Below are 17903 nucleotides of genomic sequence, written 5' to 3'. Positions count from 1 at the left end.
ATGGAAATGATTGAGCCAACCATGTTGTTGGTGTTGGCGCTAGTCGCTTTTGTTGCTGGATTCATTGATGCCGTAGCCGGCGGCGGTGGCATGCTAACCGTGCCTGCACTGTTGTCGTTAGGGCTTCCACCGCATATTGCATTGGGCACAAATAAGCTTGCAGCCTCTTTTGCGTCTTCTACTGCGGCATTTACCTACTACAAAAAGCGCCTATTTAAACCTCAATGTTGGGGGAGAGCATTTGTTGCAACCCTAATTGGCGCAACACTAGGAACATTGTTTGTCGATGCCATCAGCACACAGTGGTTAGAAAAAGTATTACCTCTGATTATTCTTGCTGCTGCAATGTACACAGTGTTCCACAAAACGCCTCAGTCAACGCATCAGAGCCCTACACCTGAACCCTGCCCAATGCTAAACAAAAAGCAATACATGCAAGGTTTCACCATCGGCTTCTATGATGGACTGGCTGGCCCCGGGACAGGGGCGTTTTGGACAGTAAGCTCGATGGCTCTTTATCGACTCAACATCTTATTGGCGTCGGGCTTAGCCAAAGCCATGAACTTCACCAGCAACTTCACTTCTCTTATCACTTTTGCTGTTTTAGGTCATATCAACTGGGTGCTAGGCTTAACCATGGGGGTTTGTTTAATGGCAGGAGCCTTTGTCGGAGCCCATTCTGCGATTCGATTTGGCTCTAAATTTATTCGCCCTGTGTTTGTAACGGTCGTGAGCGTGCTAGCAATTAAGCTTGCTTATGATGCGTGGTTTGTGGGATTAACATGAACATTAAGCAACTTTCTGAAAACTTAGAGCAGATGTCGAAGCAAGCCGCGATGCTTGATCGTCAACGCGGTGAACACCATGTCCACCTATTTGATGAACGTTTATTTCACTGTCGCTCACGTTTACTGACGCCATGTGTAAAAGAAGCCAAAGCCACACTTGATGCAATCATACGTGAGCAAAACGAAGGCAAACTTACCGCTTTACGTGCAGAGTATTTAACTGAAAGGCTATTGGCACAAATCACAGCGATTCAACGTGAGATATCCACTACGAAGATTCGCAAGGGTGAAATCAAGCACAGCAGTCACTTTAGAAAGCCGATCAACGTATTGTATCAAGAGTTGGCGCAGCACCAAGAATGGGCGCGCCGCCTACGTGAAATGGTATTAGAGAAGCAAAGAGCGGTAGAGATGGCTCCGAGCTTTGCGCGCGCAGAAGCGCAAAAAGTACTGTTGGCAACAGAACAACGACTAGAACGTTGTGAAGCCGCTTTGCTGAAGTTAGAAAACCAAATTACTCATAGGGAAAAGAACCAGTAATGTCAGAACAGCAAAACTCTCCTTTAGATGACGCACCAGCAGAGATCAAACTTGCTGTGGATTTGATTTACTTACTAGAAACCAATGAGATCGATCCAGAAACCGCGTTGAAAGCGATTAAGATTGTGCAAAGCGATCTGGAAAATAAGCTCAAAGCTGAATAAAGCGTTATCTATAAACAAACACTTAAACACAATAAAGGGGAGCATCAATGCTCCCCTTTTGTATTACGCGGACAAGAGTGGCTCAAAAGTCATTAGACTTTGAACTGCGCCATCAACGCTTGTTGTTGGTCAGATAACGATTCCATCTCTGAACCAGCACTCTCTGATGATTGAGCTTGATTGAGGATCTCGCTGCTAAGATCTCGGATATTCGCCACACTTTGATTCACTTCATTTGATACCGATTGCTGCTCTTCGGCCGCTCTGACGATCTGACTGTTCATGTCATTGATCGCAGCAATAGACTCAAAAATACTTTGCAACTCTTCTACTGCCATATTGACTTGTTCAGCTGAAGATTGTGCTTTTTGGTTACCCTCTGTAATAGCTCCCACTACCGCCTGAGTGCCAGTTTGTACACTAGCGATCACATCTCGAATTTCCCCTACAGAGCTTTGAGTACGACTTGCTAAATTTCGAACCTCATCCGCAACCACGGCAAAACCACGACCTTGCTCACCAGCTCTTGCGGCTTCGATAGCAGCATTAAGCGCTAATAAATTAGTTTGCTCAGAGATGCCCTCAATAACTGTCAGAATTTCTGTAATGCTCGCATTGTTATTTGCCAACTCTTCCACCACAGGAACCGCTTTCATCATAGTAGAAAGAAGCGCTTGCATTTGTTGCTCAGACGCTTGAATCACTTGCTGCCCTTTCTCGGCTGATTTGCTCGCTGCTGAAGCTGCATGCACCGCAACCTCCGCATTTTGCACCACCAGCGCCGCGGTTTGCGTCATCTCTTCAGCGGCAGTGGCAACGAGATCAACTTCTTTGAATTGTGCATCACTGCTGCTTCTTGTCGCCGCAACCACCAGCTTCGCATGTTCGGTTTTGTCCGCCATTTGCCGTGACGTGTCCACCACTTCTTTTATCGTGCTCTGTAATCGCGCTAAAAATTGGTTAAATGCGTTTGATAACTGGCCAATTTCATCCTGTGATTTCACATCCAAACGTTGGGTTAGATCCCCTTCTCCCGTTGCAATGTCTTCCAAGCGAAGTACGACCTCTCGAATTGGCCTTACAATGGTTTTTGCCAATAACGCTGTCGTGGCTAACCCAATTAGCACTAGAACAACACCGACACTAACCTCGATGATGATGCCCTCTTCCATGTTCGTCGTGATCAAGGTATCTAGCATGTCTGCATCAGCCAATACGGCGGAACGCGGCATTTCAAAGGTCACCCCCCAAGTCTGGTTGGCAACTTGAATAGGAGAGAAAACCGTCATCCACTCACCTGAAGCGTTCCATTCCACTGCCGCTTCTCCCCCAAACAAGAAATCGGTTAGCTTATCGTTGGACAGGTTTGAACTAACAAAAGGTTGACCAATGGTATTCGCTGAATCATCCGACGCGAGTAACGTGCCATCAAGGCTGATCATTGATACGTTTCCAGCTCCTGCAAACAAACTTTGGTCAGAATTGGTCGCAATCTTCGCCAACTGATCCAAACGAAGTTCGATCCCTAAGAAGCCGATAGGAACGCTTTCCACGATTAAAGGAATAGAAATGGAAGTCGTGAGGAAACTGCCAGTGTCATTGCTGTTCAATCGAGGTGAAGCAATACACGTTTGGCCAGAAGAAATAGGGCAATAAAAACGTTCAGCGTTCTCATTCTGATTCAGCACTTTCTCACTGAGTGTCTTGGCGAGTACATTTTCGCCGTTGTTTGCCTTTGACCAATAAGTTGCGAATCGACCCGCTTCATTAGAACCTACATAGTCGGCACTTTTGTAGTTTGAGTCTTCACTATCTAGCATGTCCGGATTAAACACCAAGTACGCAGCTTGTATCGCATCAAAACGCAAAACTGCCTGTCGAATCATTTCATTCAAAGCAGACCGAAGATCTTCACTCGCACCAAAATTCTCCTCTGAGTTAGATTTGAAGAATAACGCGTTCGCAGCCAACATTTCGGCTCTATATGTCGCTTCGTTGAGGTACTCAGACACTTCCGTCGCATTTAATAGCGCACGGGTTTGTAAAAGTTGTTCCGACTTTTCAACAACAGACGCACTGCTCTCTTGTTGCAACAATTTTTGGTTGCTGAGCGCGTTGTAAACTGAAAAGCCTATTAAAGATAAAGAAGTAACAAGCAGGCAAAGCCCGGAAAGTAACGTGATTTTCCACTGCACAGATAGGGTTCGCATACAACATCCTTATTCAAGCAAACTCATTTTTGAGACTCATTAAACCATACGCAGGCACAATAGCAATTACATATTTAACAATTCTTTAAACTCAATTTGATTACATGAGAACCGTTTTCAGCTCACCTTTGCGATGGTAACATCATACTCAAACACGCCCTCTCAGAAGGATAAAAAATGAAAGTAATTAGCTTTAACATCAATGGACTTCGTGCGCGTCTGCATCAACTACAAGCGCTTATCGACAAGCACCAGCCAGACGTAATTGGCCTTCAAGAAATCAAAGTACACGACGAAGCTTTTCCAATCGAAGATGTCGAAGCGATGGGTTACAAAGTTTACTTTCACGGCCAAAAAGCGCACTACGGCGTGGCAATGCTATGTAAACAAGAGCCAATCAGCGTTCAAAAAGGTTTCCCAACCGACAATGAAGAACATCAAAAGCGTATGATCATGGCGACGTTTGAAGATGAGAACGGAGAGAAGGTAACGGTTCTAAATGGTTACTTCCCTCAAGGTGACAACATTGCTCACGAAACCAAGTACCCATACAAACGTCAGTTCTACAAAGATTTGATGACTTATTTGAACGATCACCACTCTAACGATGAACAATTGATTGTCATGGGCGACATTAACATCAGTCCAATTGACGCAGATATCGGCATTGGTGAACCAAACCGTAAACGCTGGTTGAAAACAGGCAAATGTTCATTCCAACCAGAAGAGCGCGAATGGTTGCAAACCCTTCTAGATTGGGGCTTCGAAGATACTTTCCGTAACTTGCACCCAGAAGTCGACGATCGTTTCTCGTGGTTTGATTACCGCTCTCGCGGCTTCGATGACAACCGCGGCCTTCGTATTGATGTGATTTTAGCAACGCCATCGTTAGCAAAGAAATGTATCGAATCAGATATTGATTACGAACTACGTGGGATCGAAAAACCGTCAGATCACGCCCCTATTTGGTCTACTTTCAAATAGATAATGACAAGAGCTAATCGCAGCACATTTTCGCAGCGATTAGCTCTACTCTTCCTCTCTCAAAAACGAAACCTCGCTTTCCCTCCGCGTCTCACTTTTGAGGCACTTCTTAAGCTTTCACTTTCTATACTGATTACTACTTCTTTAGTTCATGGAGAGAGGGAAGTATGGTTCAAAATAGTTGGAACAGCTTGTCACCTTTTACATTTAAAGCATTAGGTCCCATGACATTAGTCAGCGCGGCGATTAATGCGCTAATGTTAGTGGTTCCAATATACAGCCTCCAACTTTTCGACCGCGTGTTATCGAGCAGAAGTACAGACACGCTGTTCCTACTCACAGCAATCGCGCTTTTCTTACTCATCTCACAGGCCTTACTCGACACTCTGAGACAAAAGTACACCCAACGAAAAGCACTTCAGTTCGAATCAGAAAGTTCACAGTGGCTCTATCAGATTTGTGGGACGAGGTCAGAAGCAAAAGCTCGCTATGTTTTTAATGATATTAACGAGATCCGCTCGCTCCTCACCTCTCCGAGCTTTTTTGTTGCCTTCGACCTTCCTTGGACTCCCCTTTTTTTACTCGTCATGTTCATGCTCCATCCTATCATTGGGTTAGTCGGTTTGATTGCTGTAATTTGCGTGCTGTTTATTGCGCTAGTCTCCTTCTATGCCAAGAAGAAATCTTTTGAAGCGACTTATGCGACTCAAATAGCCACAAACAGAAAAGTCGATGAGTTGTTCAACAAACAAGAAACCCTGCTTTCTCAACAATCTTACAAAGGAACGTTTGATAAGTTTCAATCGGTACTAGCTGAGAAACTTTGGTTCAGAAACAAAATTGACCTAGCATCTATCAACCTAACTTCGCTGGCGAAACTCGTTCGCATGACCCTGCAAATTGGCATTATGGGCACGGGGGCTTTTCTGGTTATCGAGAACGCAATGAGTGCAGGTGGCATGATCGCAGGCTCGATTCTAATGGCTCGCGCGCTTCAGCCGATTGAACAACTGACCGCCGGATTTCAAGGCTGGAAAACAGGACTAGCTGCAGCCGATCGCATCAAGCAAGTCGTCAACAAAAGTCAAACAGAGCCTGAACGAATCACGTTACCAGAAGTTTCAGGAGAGCTTCGTTTTGATCAAGTGGTTTGGTCGCCAGAGCACCATAAAGGTGAACCTGTTCTTAAACAGCTCAAACTCAGGTTAGAGGCAGGAAATCGTGTTGCAATCATTGGGGCCAGTGGTTCAGGAAAAACCAGCTTATGTAAACTCGTTACTGGCATACATAAACCAACCTCGGGCAAAGTGTGCATTGATGGTTTAGACGTTACCCACTGGGATCGAGACCAGTTCAAACACACGGTCGGTTACCTGCCGCAAAACATCCAGTTCTTACAAGGCTCCGTTAAAGAGAATATCGCTCACTTCGATATTGAAGTAACCGACTCGCAGATCATCAGAGCAGCTATGCGCGCTGGTGTCCATGAAACCATTCTTCAATTACCGAATAGTTACGAGACCATCATCGGAGATGGCGGCCACCAACTATCTGGCGGGCAAGCACAAAAACTCGCTCTGGCAAGAGCTATTTGTTTCAAACCCAAGTTGTTGGTCTTAGACGAGCCCAATTCACACATGGACAAAGAGGGAGAAGAATACCTCACTTCATTATTGGCTTCTTGCCGCGAAGAAGGCACATCCGTCGTCATGATTACGCACCAACCTCACCTACTACGCCATGTCGATTGGGTAGTAGAACTCAACCAAGGTCAAATCACCAAAGCGGGTGAAGCAAGCAAAGTTTTACGATCCATGATGGATGAACGTTCTCGAACACAACCAAAGTCGGAGGCTTCGAATGAGTAAAACGACATTACAACGCTCCGGCATTGAATTCGAAGATGGACGTAAGCTCTCTTTCACTACCAAACCCGTGGTTCTCATCTCGATGCTGGTTCTATTTATCATGGTGGGTGGATTCATTACCTGGGCTAGCCTCTCTCCTCTTAGCTCGGCCGCTATTGCCCCTGGAGTGGTGATTGTGGAATCCAAGCGAAAACCAGTCCAACACTTAGAAGGCGGAATTATTGAGAAAGTGCACGTCAAAGATGGGGATTGGGTAACCAAAGATGATTTGCTCATAACGTTAAGTGCGACGCAAGCTCAGGCCAACCTAAACCGACTGAGAGCACAATGGCAGAGCGATTTGGCACGTTTAAATCGCTTGCAATCAGAACTTGCCGATCATCCTGAAATTCAATTCGATAGTCGTTTGCTCTCTCGAAGTGACTCCGCCGATATTCAATCCATCATTCGCACACAACAAGCTTTATATGAAAAACGACGCTCACTGCGCGTTGGTGAGAGCAATATTTTAATTGAGAAGATAGAGCAAGCTCGCCTCGATATGGTGGGTTTACAAAAACGCTACCAAGCAGGAAAAGAGAGTATTCGCTATCTTTCTGAGCAAGTTGCCATGCACAAAAAGCTGCTGACATCGGGCAACACATCTAAGTCTCGGTACTTAGATTTGCAACGTGAGCATTCGCAATTAGAAGGCCAAATTGCTGATCTTAGCGCTCAGATAGGTCGAGCCAAAGGCTTTGTTGCCGAGGCAAAAATGGAGCTAGCAAACGCAGATTTTAACTACGCAAAAACACTCGGTGAAGAGGTTCAAGAGCTTGAACGTAAACTAAACGAAACTCGAGAAGCGATGGTGAATGCGAGTGATGTCTTGGAACGCGTCGAGATCAGAGCTCCCCAAGGTGGAGTCGTTGTTGGGCTGAATGTTGTGGGTGAGCATGCGATTATCGCCCCTGGCGACACATTAATGGAAATCGTGCCACAAGAAGATGAGCTCATTGTGGAGGCACTTGTAAAACCAGAAGATATCGAAGTCCTTCATATTGGTCAGGCAACACAAGTACGCCTTACCGCCTTTAGTTTTCGGAAAACACCGCCAATTGAGGGTAAGCTGATTCACGTTTCTGCCGACCGGATTAGCGATCAAGCAACAGGTTCGTCCGCTTATCTAGCGCGAGTGTCACTCGATGCCGACATGTTAAATCAACTCGGAGAGTCGATCTCTTTGTACCCCGGAATGCCCGCAGAGGTCATGATCCTAATAGAAGATCAAACCCCGTTGGACTATTTGCTCAACCCTCTCGCCGTCGCTTCATATAAAGCGATGCGAGAGATGTAAGACTTATTCAAAAAATCATAATCCCTCGACGTTACTGGCTAATTTAATTGATAAACAAAAGGATGATAAAGCCAAACCCACTGCGAGGTGGGGACGGAAAGCTACAGATCTCAAATGGTATTGAGATGGCTGAGCTGCCTCTATGTATCTTGCGATATATGAGGACAAAGCAATGGCGGAAGAAGTTTCTGTAACAGACACCAATGCAAAAGTTGGCAATCTAGTAGACGGGCCAACTCAAGATGGAGTGTCAAGGGATGTAGATAATCACCTTGAAGACAATTCAGGCGCGGATCTAGAAGTTCGCGCTGGTAAAGGTGACGATATCGTTAAGACAGGCGATGGTGATGATTTTATTGCCGGAGGCCGAGGATCTGAAGCGATTAAATCCGGAGACGGTAACGATGTTATCGAATCATGGAACCACAGTATTGATGCAAAAGACGAAGCTGGCGTAAATCCCAACATCGACTTGGCTCGTGATAAGGATGTAGAGCATGTGGGGTGTGTCGATGACATCATTGTTGCTGGCTCTGGTAACGACTATGTCGAAGGCGGTGGTAACAACGACATTATTTATGGTGATCGTCGAGCTAAAACGGATGACAATAACTTACTAGCCAATGGTGATTTTGATGATGGCGTAGGCGATACTCCTGTTGTCGATCATGGCGGCTGGCAAACCTACTCTAACTATGGTGGTTGGGAAGCAACCGAAGGTTTAATCGAAATCCAAAACGATGGTGGCTATGGGCCTAACAAAGATCCAGCAAGAGAAAACGTATTAGAGCTTGATTCTCATAAAGATGGTGATAATACCGTAACCAACTCAACCGTCAGTCAAACCTTCACGGTTGATACCGCAGGCACATTCAAACTCTCATTTGATCACACCAACCGCACCTCTAATGCAGACACAAACGGTCTGAAGGTTCTCATTGATGGCGAAGTTGTCGGAACATACAACAACTATGGCTGGGAAACGGTCAATCTAGATCTAGATCTAGGCGCTGGCGAACATACCATTTCATTTATGGCCGATGGTAACGAAGATTCTCTTGGTTCCCTACTCGATAATGTCGCTCTTCACCAATACCAAGCTAACGATGTATTGATTGGTGATGGCACTCCTAGAGACGGAGACAATATCGATGAAAGCTCGAAACCCGGTGATGACTTAATCCGAGGTAACAAAGGCGCAGACGTACTCATTGGTGACAATTTTGATGCCCTTTCTTTCAATGAGCAGTCTGGTAAGTTTGAGTTAGATTTAGACTCCGCTGAGGCACCAGAGGGTGACGGTTTGGGGCTTGATAACGCGACAGCTTACAATCCTGATGGTTCAGAGGGCATGCTTGTCACCAAAGGGGCTGCAAACGGTGAAACCGGATACGGTGTAAAAGGCAACTCGGAAAGCGGTGTTAACTCACAGATCGGCTACTCGTACATCGACAGTGACGGTGCTGGACCAGACACAATAGGGTCAGAGATTCTGTCTGTATGTCTAGAAGAACATACGATGGCAGTCAAAGTGGGCATTTCGAATCTCTACCTCGATGAAGGTAATGATGGCGTTGATGAAACTGGTCATTGGGCAGCTTACCGAGAAGGTATTCTTGTCGCTGAAGGAGACTTCACGGCTGCTGATTTGAAAGATGGCAACAACCACAGCGGCTACTTAGAAATAACACCTGAAGACACGGGCTTCAAAGCTTTTGATGAAATTCAGTTTTCTGCTGTTGGACCTGAATTTGACAAAGGCAATGGGCAGGACGCGAGTGATTTCTTCGTTACATCGGTAGAAGCGGTTGGTCTCACTGGTGATGGTACAGATAAGCTACACGGTGGACGCGGTGATGATGTTCTACTTGGTGGTGATAACCAAGAAACCTTGCCTACGCCAGAAAACGGCATGTATGACATCAGCGAGTTTAATGGCACTTTTGATGTCGAACTCATAGGATCAGACGCTGGATTCAACAATTCTCTTGGGTTCTATACTGCAGATTCCAATGGGGATGTAGTAAATGTAGGCATCTTGTGGTCTGACGTTAAGAACGTCGAAAGCTCATCGACTTCTATTTCAAAAGAAATGATGGGCGGCGAAGCCTGTAAGCTGGGCTTCTTCATTGTTCCAGACGGTGCAGATAAAGGTATTGTTGATGGCGTTGTCGAACTAACTGACTTCGATCTAAATCTACAGACTCTTAATGAAGTAGCGTTCGAACTGGGTCTACCTATTCATGCGCAAGTATCTCCGAACGGTGAAGGAACATCCTTGTTCCAATGGAACGACAATACTGACTTATCAGGTAATGATAACGACTTTAATGATGTTGAGCATAATGTCACAACAGTTGCGGAACCGGAACTACTGAAAGGTGGCCGAGGTGACGACTGGCTAGATGGCGGTGCCGGTGTCGATGTACTTAAAGGCGGCAAAGGCGATGACGTGATCATTGGCGGTAGTGGTGCTGACGAAGTTCGTGGTGGCAAAGGCAACGATACTATTGCTTACGACGCGGACGATACGTTAATCCGAGGAGGTAAAGGATTCGACGTTCTTGTCGCCAACGATAAAGATGGCCCTATCGATATCGACATGTCTAAAGGCGGAGACAATATTAAAGGCATTGAAGCTGTCATTGGTACCAATAGTGATAGTGACTCTGTAACCCTAACTCTAGGCAAAGCCTACCACCAAGGTGGAGCGAGCGATAACACCAAGAGTAAAGACGATGGCCAATCAGAATTCTTTGCACTTGGTGTAGAAGATATCAAGCTCGATGAAAGCAATGGTTGGAGCCTAGAAAGCGATACTCAAGGCGATCCCGATGATGGTGTTACTATGACGGTGGCGGACCTTATGGCGTCATCAGATTACAAGCTAGACCAAGGCATGATTGATTCCTTAGGCCTATCAGGCTCAGATGTATTAACAGCCTACACCTTTACCAAAGGTGGTAAAGAAGTCGTCATTTATACCGACGCAGCCTTTGACGGTGATTTCCAATTTGTATAGGTAAACTCACTCGCCCTTCATCTACCTAAAAAGAGCGCCAATTGGCGCTCTTTCTTTTACGTATCCGAACAATAGGCATGTACTAGCTCAATGGTCTTAGATACGCCAAGAAACGTTTCTCGGCAATTTTAAAGCACCAAAGAATAATAAATGTCAACGCCATATAGAACAGGCCTGCCGTCAAGAAGGACTCAAACGGAGCGTAGTATCTTGAGTTCACCAATCGTGCGGCACCAGTTAGGTCCATGATGGTGATGATACCTGCAACCGCACTGCCGTGAAGCATAAAGATGACTTCGTTCGAATAAGCAGGTAACGCTCTGCGAAGCGCACTTGGCAAGATGATACGACGGTAAGTCATAAACTTGCTCATGCCGTATGCTTTTGCGGCTTCTACTTCGCCCTTTGGCAAACCATTGATCGCACCACGAATGATTTCCGCCGTGTAAGCCGAAGTGTTAAGAACAAAAGCCACCAAGGCACAGAACCAAGCATGCTCCCAAAGCGTGTCTTTCACTGGGAAGAATTGGTCCATACCGTAGTAAATGAGATAAAGCTGCACCAGCAATGGCGTCCCGCGGAAAAAGTAAATAAACGCCCATGACGGCAAACTTAGCGCGTAATTCGTGCTGTTACGTGCGATAGCTAATGGAATTGATACACATAGACCAATCACAAGCGCTAAAGCAACTAACCATACTGTCGTCCACAATCCATCTAGGTAGACCGGGAAACTTTCAATTATCAATGAAAAATCCATGGCTTACCTCGCGTGAATACTGAATTTACGTTCCACCAGCTTAAGCAAACCGGTCGAAACGCTGGTAAAGAACAAAAAGATGATCGCGACTGCCATATAGAAGGTAAACGGCATTTTGGTTGTACCTGCTGCCAATGAGCTCATACGAACCATGTCTTCTAAACCGATGATAGAAACCAAAGCCGTCGTCTTGAGCAACACTAACCAGTTATTACCAAAGCCGGGTAAGGCATGACGAATCATTTGTGGTAAGAGAATTCTTCGAAAAGACATTACAGGGCTCATGCCATAAGCTTTTGCCGCCTCCAACTCGCCTTTGTCTACCGCCATGATTGCTCCGCGGAATGTCTCCGCCATATAAGCGCCAAAGATAAAGCCAATGGTCAATACACCGGCAATAAACGGGCTGACATCAATGTAATCTGGCAAGTAAGACGTCCACTCATGATCAGGGTTACTTGAGGTAAACCATTCATTGAGCGTCTCATTGATAGAGTAAAGGCTGTTGTTTAACAGAATTTGACCACCAAAGAAGATCAACATCATCAGAACCAAATCTGGGATACCGCGAATGATGGTAGTGTATAACGTCGCGATTGCTCTCGCCCACTTGTAAGGTGCAAGCTTTGCTAAGGCGCCAAGCATGCCAAGAACAACGGCTAAAATCAGAGAAAGTACGGCGACTTCGATGGTTACTAGCGCCCCTTTTAAAATCGAGGCTTCATATCCTTGTAGATCCAGCATAGGTGAGTTCCTAATCCCTAAAACTCAAAAATCGACCGTTAGCGACTTCTAGGAACAAGCTAACGGTCGCTTAGCTACGGCTTAGTCGCCGTAAACATCGTAGTTGAAGTATTTACCAGCGATTTCTTGGTAAACACCTTTTTCACGTAGCGCGTTAATCGCTGCGTCTAGCTTTTTCGTCAAATCTTTATCTTGTTTACGAACGGCAATCCCCATACCTTCACCAAACCATTTAGGGTCAGTTAAAGAAGGACCAACAAACTCATACGCTTCGCCGCCTGCTTTGTTTAGTACGCCTTCTTCTAGTGCCGACGCATCACCCAATACAGCAGCAATACGACCGTTAGCCAGGTCTAGATACGCTTCGTCGAATGAACCGTAGCGAACGATTTCGACATCGTCACCGTAGTTATCCGTCAAGTACTTGTCGTGTGTCGTCGCACGTTGAACACCAACTTTTACATCTTTCAGATTATCAAAATCTAAACCTGCGCCTTTCTTAGCGATGAATTTGTTTGGAATTTGAGCGTACTTACCAGTGAAGTCGACTTTCTTTTTACGTTCTTCAGTGATCGACATTGCCGCGATGATCGCATCGTATTTACGGGCAAGTAGAGAAGGAATGATGCCATCCCAATCCTGAGCAACGATCTGACACTTCACTTGCATCTCTTCACAAAGTGCATTTGCCATGTCTACGTCAAAGCCTTTGATTGAGCCATCGGTTTCTGTCCAGCTAAACGGAGGGTAAGCGCCCTCAATACCAAAGCGAACGGTTTTCCATTCTTTCGCTTGAGCCATACCAGACACTGCCGTCGCAGCAAGCGTTGCTGCTAATAACCACTTTTTCATTTCCATACTCCTGTGATTGCTTTTATTTGGTTTTGATTGTTGTGCTTAATAGGTGGCAAAAGACTGCCACCCAAGAAATATTAGTAGATTGATGAGATAAATTGCTGTAATCGTTCCGAATCTGGGTTTGTAAATAGCTTAGCTGGATCTCCCTGTTCTTCCACTAAGCCTTGATGCAAAAACATCACATGGTTAGATACGTCACGCGCAAAAGCCATTTCATGCGTCACAACCAACATGGTTCGGCCCTCATCTGCCAAGTCTCGCATTACCCCCAAAACTTCACCAACTAGCTCAGGATCGAGTGCGGAGGTTGGCTCATCGAACAACATCACTTCAGGGTCTACTGCAAGAGCACGAGCAATAGCGGCACGTTGTTGCTGGCCTCCAGAAAGATGCCCTGGGTAGTAATCTTTGCGCTCATATAGCCCAACTTTTTTCAAAAGCAGCTCTGCGTTTTCAATCGCTTGTGCTTTCGGCACGCCAAGAACATGAACCGGTGCTTCAATCACGTTTTCTAGAACGGTTAGATGTGACCAAAGGTTAAAGCCTTGAAATACCATGGCTAAACGAGAGCGAATACGCTGTACTTGCTTTTCGTTGGCAGGAACGGATTCCCCAGCTCGGTTATTTTTCATTTGGATAAGCTCGCCGTTTACCCAAATTTCGCCGGCACTTGGGGTTTCAAGAAGGTTGATACATCTTAGGAAGGTACTCTTACCAGAACCGGAAGAGCCAATGATGGAGATAACATCTCCTTTATGAGCGGCAAGTGAAATGCCTTTAAGAACTTCATTCTGTCCAAATGTTTTGTGCAGGTCTTTGATATCTAGCGCTGGTACGTCATTCATTGCGCCTTACTCCCTGTGTTTTAATCACTGCAATAAGGGACTCCGCCCTCTTTGAATTGGAACAAACTATCACCACACCAGAGAAGTTGCAACAAATTATTAACCTAAATAATTCGAATAGATAGATACAACAATCAAATGAATATGCAATATTTAGCGTTATATTCTTTTATTGTTGAATAATTGACATAAAAAAGCCCCTCAAGCGAGGGGCTTTTTTTAACAACTTAAAAGATCTTAATTTTTACCATTTTCTACGATAGTCACATTTTCCGACATCAACTTTAACCAACGCTTTTTAATATCACTAGCGTTAGATACTGAACCATTTACATCAGCAAAGTCAGGAACAGATGTGGTAATAACACTTTGAATGTCTAAACTATTCTCTAAGAAGTACATAACTGAGTTGCTATCACTAGGATCTAATGAAGCAATACTTACTTCTAGTCGGTCTCTACTATTGTCTGGCATTAATACTTCTTCGGAGCTCTCCATCATAACCTGATTGCGATCAGGCTTAGCAAAAATCGTTTGGTAGAAGTTTCGGCTACTATTAGTTGTTGTTGAACGTAAGTGAGTTCGTTGAATATCGTAGTCCTCAGGTCCAAAACCATTACCGCTCAAGCAATAACTAGCACTATTACAGCTGGATGAAATCGACGACGACCCAAAACTGCTCACAATAGGCGCGTCAATGGCAATATCATTTCCATCATACGGATTTAATGAATAATATTTCCAATCTCCTGAATCAACAATACCACTTAATTCCACGGACCAACCATTGGCACTTAAGTTTGAGCTGGTATACGACAACAAACTGGTTGAGTCAAAAATAGGCTGCCATTGATAAAGCTCACTATTGAAACCAACAACAATTGAACTATCACTATTAATGCTAATTCCGCTTACGTTGAAGTTAACATCACTTCGGTCTGCCGTTTCCATGAAGATGCTAGGAACGCTACTCGGAGGGTTCGAAATATCGTAAATAGAGGAACCGTCGGCAAAAACAAAATATTTCAAATCCCCGGGTTTACCTGAAGAGTACGAGTCAAATGCTGTAACTAGAACTTTTTCATTAGTTTTTAGTGGAGCACGTACTGGGATGTTCGACGCAACTTCATGTCCTGCGACTGCAGAATTGATAAAACTACTCTGATAGTAACTAGTCGAAGCGCTGCTTTGAGCAACGGTTATTGCAGCATCCTCAGACACTTCAACATCGTTTTGCTCCCCCTTGAAACATGAATTGGAAGAGCTTTGTGATTGTCTTACATTGATAACCAGATTTCTTAGAAAGTTTTTTTGAACAGAAAACATGTAAACGTCTTGAGTCCCACCAATAGTGCCATCAAGCTCTTCGACTGAAACATATCCATCAGTCGGAACTTTACCGGAATCAATAGTAACTTTACCGTTCGACGGTATCGCATCAATTGTGTCCTCAGAAATAACCGAGCCGTCAGCGTTGTGGTAAAGAACTTTAAAACCGGCGTTTGCTACTTTCGCAGCTATAACTCTGTCCGTCTGTCCTTCTTGTACGTCATAGATAACACAACCGGCACCAACATCCGCACGCTCCGCTGAGTATAAATTAACCATCTGCCATGTATACTTTGGTGGGGGAGTTGAACCACCGCCGCCACCGCCGCCACAACCGACCATTAATCCCGAAATAATTGCCACTAGCGGCAGTACTTTAAGCTGTTTCATGTCTTCTTCCTAAACTGAGCGGCAATGATTAGCCAAAAAATCGTCTCTACTCGGTACCAAGCAAGAATGAAGCCAGCTTTTTATACAACCTATGAATGACATCAATAAATATTATTGAGCACTATTTCTGCAAAACAAAGTCTAATTTTATGCAACTTGTGTAATCGAATTACACACGAAATAACCATGTTGTTCGCATGCCAGACACTTTCTGTAGTTTTCTTTCACATCTATTCTTAAAGTGATCTAAATCAATCACCCCAAAGGGCTATCTTGCTAGACTCCGCCCCAATGATGAGGAATTTTTTGTGCCTCAACACAACAAGTTATTAGCTATGCTTAGGCACGAGTTGTTCGTGCAACAAAATCTAATAATAGCTAGCATAGGAAGTGCCGCAGGAAGCGGAAAAACACAATTCAATTTAGAATTCATAACTTTTAAATATATGAGGAATCTATGTCAGACGCAGTGAATAAAGCGCACTCTGATTCGGATATCGAGACTAAAAGCTACCGCGAGCTTCACCGTCCATCATCTGAGTTCGCAAGCCGTTCAGACTACCTAGACCACGAACTACAGATCATGAAGCCACGTCGCTATGGTTTGAACTTACCAGGTCGTGACTTCCGCTTTGAGCTTGAAGACCTTGTTCCAGCACTTGCTGGTACTATCGGTATTATCGCAATGTACTCTGCGGTAATGATGTCTTGGGCTGAAGGTCTTACTGCTGCATGGGACCACGTTAACTTAGGCAAAGATTTTGCTATCGAAGTTGCTCGTGTAGAAATGCTTATCCCTGCACTCCTTTTCTGTGTACTTGCTTCTGGTTTTGTTAACCCTAAAGCCAACCTTGCAGGTAACCACGGTCCAATGATCCCTCTTATTGGTACCATCGCTCTAGCTGGTGCCCACCCTCTTGCATTGGCAATTCTAATCGGTGTATTCGGCCTTCTACTCAGTGCCTTGAAAGGCGGCTCCAAACTGGTGAACCTCACCTCAGAAGGTACAGCCGGCGGCTTGCTTATCTTCTTGGGCTTAACAGGTACAATGAGCCAAATTACTTCGATTCAAGAATGGGCGGTTGGTCTACAATCTTCTACTGTTGAAGCGGGCAGCATGGGTTACGTTGGTCTTATCGTACTTGCAGTGACTATCGCGCTGTACGCGTTCCTTGCAAAAGTGAACAAGCGTTGGCTAGCAATTCCAGTATGTGCTTTCACAGGCCTTGCAATCGCGCTTGTACTAGGTGCAGGTTTCGATATTAAATTCGTAACTGAAACAGGTCTTCCTAACCTAAACCCAGTTTACTGGTGGGGCAGCACAGAAGAAGGTTGGATGCTAGGTCTTCCTAACATGGAGCACTTCATCGCATCACTACCGTTTGCAATCCTAGCAGTAGCGATGTGGTCTCCTGACTTCCTTGGTCACCGTATCTTCCAAGAACTGAACTACCCTAGAAAGACTGAAAAAGTACTAATGGACGTGGATGACACAATGACTATGTGTTCTATCCGTCAGATGGTAGGTACAGCAGTGGGTGGTGGTAACATCACTTCATCTTGGGGTACGTACATGATCCCAGCAGCGATCGCGAAGCGCCCTATCCCTGGTGGTGCTATCCTTCTAGGTCTTCTAGTAATGATCATCGCAATCCTTGGTTTCCCAATGGACATCGCGGTATGGCCACCAGTAATGCGTGTTGCTCTTCTTGTAGGTGTATCTCTACCTCTACTTGAAGCGGGTATGCAAATGGTGAAAGACTCGAAAGACTCTCAAGCAGCAGGTATCTGTATCTTTGGTTCAGCAGTTGTTAACCCAGTTCTAGCTTGGGCACTAACGATGCTTCTAGACAACAACGGTCTAATTGGTGATAAAGAGCGTGCATCTCGCCTATCATTTGTAGACAAGATTGTGATCCCTGTAGGTGTACTTGTTATCTGTTTAGTCGCTATGCTTGCAGTAGGTATGCTAGAAGGACAATATGGCATTAAAGCTTGGCTATAATGACATTCGTTCAAAAATTGTGTGGGTAGCGCTTGTCGCTACCCAATTTTTATTGAGTTT

Annotated in this window: 14 protein-coding genes and 1 riboswitch; of the genes, 8 read left to right on the top strand and 6 right to left on the bottom strand. The window is 45.0% G+C overall.

From position 1 onward, the window contains the following. The 3 genes from KIT90_RS13680 to rsmS are packed head-to-tail and all read left to right on the top strand — an operon-like array spanning position 1 to position 1492. Positions 1-786, top strand: a complete 786-nt coding sequence (locus KIT90_RS13680) for a TSUP family transporter (RefSeq protein ID WP_005437454.1) — start codon at positions 1-3, stop codon at positions 784-786. Then, positions 783-1328, top strand: coding sequence for a primosomal replication protein (locus tag KIT90_RS13675; protein ID WP_285377111.1), 546 nt, complete (start codon positions 783-785; stop codon positions 1326-1328). The genes KIT90_RS13680 and KIT90_RS13675 overlap by 4 nt, the downstream gene beginning before the upstream one ends. Then, complete coding sequence (gene rsmS / locus KIT90_RS13670; RefSeq protein WP_009707110.1) at positions 1328-1492, top strand: pleiotropic regulatory protein RsmS; 165 nt, start codon at positions 1328-1330, stop codon at positions 1490-1492. Before KIT90_RS13675 ends, rsmS begins: the two co-directional genes overlap by 1 nt. A 92-nt stretch (positions 1493-1584) precedes the next feature. Here the strand turns inward: rsmS and KIT90_RS13665 are convergent, their stop codons facing one another. Continuing rightward, positions 1585-3702, bottom strand: coding sequence for a methyl-accepting chemotaxis protein (locus KIT90_RS13665; RefSeq protein ID WP_285377110.1), 2118 nt, complete (start codon positions 3700-3702; stop codon positions 1585-1587). A 177-nt stretch (positions 3703-3879) separates the two neighbouring features. On the opposite strand from KIT90_RS13665, the gene xthA reads away from it, so the two are divergent. The 4 genes from xthA to KIT90_RS13645 all read left to right on the top strand — a co-directional run bounded on the left by xthA (position 3880) and on the right by KIT90_RS13645 (position 10912). Beyond that, on the top strand, positions 3880-4686 hold the full coding sequence (gene xthA, locus KIT90_RS13660; RefSeq protein WP_020195019.1) for an exodeoxyribonuclease III: 807 nt from the start codon (positions 3880-3882) through the stop codon (positions 4684-4686). A gap of 167 nt (positions 4687-4853) precedes the next feature. Beyond that, the gene (locus KIT90_RS13655; protein ID WP_306310054.1) at positions 4854-6554 is read left to right on the top strand and encodes a type I secretion system permease/ATPase; all 1701 of its coding nucleotides are present in this window, start codon (positions 4854-4856) and stop codon (positions 6552-6554) included. Then, on the top strand, positions 6547-7890 hold the full coding sequence (locus KIT90_RS13650) for an HlyD family type I secretion periplasmic adaptor subunit (RefSeq protein WP_285377106.1): 1344 nt from the start codon (positions 6547-6549) through the stop codon (positions 7888-7890). Before KIT90_RS13655 ends, KIT90_RS13650 begins: the two co-directional genes overlap by 8 nt. Positions 7891-7950: 60 nt before the next feature. Beyond that, positions 7951-8032: riboswitch (cyclic di-GMP riboswitch) on the top strand. A gap of 30 nt (positions 8033-8062) precedes the next feature. After that, the gene (locus tag KIT90_RS13645; RefSeq protein ID WP_285377104.1) at positions 8063-10912 is read left to right on the top strand and encodes a calcium-binding protein; all 2850 of its coding nucleotides are present in this window, start codon (positions 8063-8065) and stop codon (positions 10910-10912) included. Positions 10913-10994: 82 nt separating this feature from the next. Here KIT90_RS13645 and KIT90_RS13640 read toward each other — a convergent pair whose 3' ends face one another. The 5 genes from KIT90_RS13640 to KIT90_RS13620 form a co-directional block, all read right to left on the bottom strand. Continuing rightward, a complete protein-coding gene (locus tag KIT90_RS13640; protein ID WP_005437460.1) occupies positions 10995-11672 on the bottom strand; it encodes an ABC transporter permease in 678 nt (225 codons plus the stop codon). 3 nt (positions 11673-11675) lie between these two features. Then, positions 11676-12416 (bottom strand): ABC transporter permease, encoded by a 741-nt coding sequence (locus KIT90_RS13635; protein ID WP_005437461.1) that lies wholly within the window; start codon positions 12414-12416, stop codon positions 11676-11678. Between the two features lie 81 nt (positions 12417-12497). Continuing rightward, entirely contained in the window at positions 12498-13268 is a 771-nt protein-coding gene (locus KIT90_RS13630; protein WP_009707114.1) for an ABC transporter substrate-binding protein, read from the bottom strand. 80 nt (positions 13269-13348) lie between these two features. After that, a complete protein-coding gene (locus KIT90_RS13625) occupies positions 13349-14119 on the bottom strand; it encodes an ABC transporter ATP-binding protein (protein WP_285377101.1) in 771 nt (256 codons plus the stop codon). Between the two features lie 237 nt (positions 14120-14356). Next, the gene (locus KIT90_RS13620; RefSeq protein WP_285377099.1) at positions 14357-15838 is read right to left on the bottom strand and encodes a flagellar sheath protein A; all 1482 of its coding nucleotides are present in this window, start codon (positions 15836-15838) and stop codon (positions 14357-14359) included. 457 nt (positions 15839-16295) lie between these two features. Between KIT90_RS13620 and KIT90_RS13615 the strand changes: the two genes are divergently transcribed. Continuing rightward, positions 16296-17843 (top strand): DUF3360 family protein, encoded by a 1548-nt coding sequence (locus tag KIT90_RS13615; protein WP_005437465.1) that lies wholly within the window; start codon positions 16296-16298, stop codon positions 17841-17843. Positions 17844-17903 lie beyond the last annotated feature (60 nt).

It is taken from the genome of Vibrio sp. B172a (assembly GCF_030248355.1).
In the GTDB taxonomy this organism is placed as follows: domain Bacteria; phylum Pseudomonadota; class Gammaproteobacteria; order Enterobacterales; family Vibrionaceae; genus Vibrio; species Vibrio owensii.
Note: the sequence above shows the minus strand (reverse complement) of the source record. Positions and strands in the feature narration are given on the sequence as shown.

What these genes read in the sequence shown, in the direction of transcription:
- KIT90_RS13645 (WP_285377104.1), top strand. Translation starts at nt 8,063, where the DNA reads ATGGCGGAAGAAGTTTCTGTAACAGACACCAATGCAAAAGTTGGCAAT.
- xthA (WP_020195019.1), top strand. Translation starts at nt 3,880, where the DNA reads ATGAAAGTAATTAGCTTTAACATCAATGGACTTCGTGCGCGTCTGCAT.
- KIT90_RS13620 (WP_285377099.1), bottom strand. Translation starts at nt 15,838, where the DNA reads ATGAAACAGCTTAAAGTACTGCCGCTAGTGGCAATTATTTCGGGATTA.
- KIT90_RS13655 (WP_306310054.1), top strand. Translation starts at nt 4,854, where the DNA reads ATGGTTCAAAATAGTTGGAACAGCTTGTCACCTTTTACATTTAAAGCA.
- KIT90_RS13615 (WP_005437465.1), top strand. Translation starts at nt 16,296, where the DNA reads ATGTCAGACGCAGTGAATAAAGCGCACTCTGATTCGGATATCGAGACT.
- KIT90_RS13650 (WP_285377106.1), top strand. Translation starts at nt 6,547, where the DNA reads ATGAGTAAAACGACATTACAACGCTCCGGCATTGAATTCGAAGATGGA.
- KIT90_RS13640 (WP_005437460.1), bottom strand. Translation starts at nt 11,672, where the DNA reads ATGGATTTTTCATTGATAATTGAAAGTTTCCCGGTCTACCTAGATGGA.
- KIT90_RS13675 (WP_285377111.1), top strand. Translation starts at nt 783, where the DNA reads ATGAACATTAAGCAACTTTCTGAAAACTTAGAGCAGATGTCGAAGCAA.
- KIT90_RS13630 (WP_009707114.1), bottom strand. Translation starts at nt 13,268, where the DNA reads ATGAAAAAGTGGTTATTAGCAGCAACGCTTGCTGCGACGGCAGTGTCT.
- KIT90_RS13625 (WP_285377101.1), bottom strand. Translation starts at nt 14,119, where the DNA reads ATGAATGACGTACCAGCGCTAGATATCAAAGACCTGCACAAAACATTT.
- KIT90_RS13665 (WP_285377110.1), bottom strand. Translation starts at nt 3,702, where the DNA reads ATGCGAACCCTATCTGTGCAGTGGAAAATCACGTTACTTTCCGGGCTT.
- KIT90_RS13680 (WP_005437454.1), top strand. Translation starts at nt 1, where the DNA reads ATGGAAATGATTGAGCCAACCATGTTGTTGGTGTTGGCGCTAGTCGCT.
- KIT90_RS13635 (WP_005437461.1), bottom strand. Translation starts at nt 12,416, where the DNA reads ATGCTGGATCTACAAGGATATGAAGCCTCGATTTTAAAAGGGGCGCTA.
- rsmS (WP_009707110.1), top strand. Translation starts at nt 1,328, where the DNA reads ATGTCAGAACAGCAAAACTCTCCTTTAGATGACGCACCAGCAGAGATC.